Source organism: Micromonospora sp. SL1-18, assembly GCF_047921505.1.
Taxonomy (GTDB): domain Bacteria; phylum Actinomycetota; class Actinomycetes; order Mycobacteriales; family Micromonosporaceae; genus Micromonospora.
In genome coordinates this window covers 1-257 of record NZ_JBLROA010000269.1, presented here as the reverse complement: position 1 = coordinate 257, position 257 = coordinate 1, and the positions used below count along the sequence as shown (strand labels likewise).

Here is a 257-nt window from a genome sequence, read left to right as displayed (position 1 = left end):
GCAGTGTCCGACACGTTGGCGGCGGTGACGATGACGACCAGCAGCAGGCCGAGCACGTCGGTGGCCAAGTGTCGCTTGCGGCCCTTGATCTTCTTGCCGGCGTCGATGCCCTGGCTGGTTTCGGGCACGTTGTTGCTGGTCTTGACGCTCTGCGAGTCGATGATCGCCGCGGTGGGCTCCGGGTCGCGGCCGGCTGCCTGGCGGACCTTGCCGCGCAGCAGGTTGTGGATGGTCTCGGTAGTGCCGTCGGCGGCCCA

At 68.1% G+C, this 257-nt stretch carries 1 protein-coding gene; it reads right to left on the bottom strand.

Annotated elements, in window-relative coordinates:
* A partial coding sequence (locus tag ACNAW0_RS30895) for a transposase (RefSeq protein WP_416291563.1) occupies nt 1-257 on the bottom strand: 257 nt, incomplete at both ends.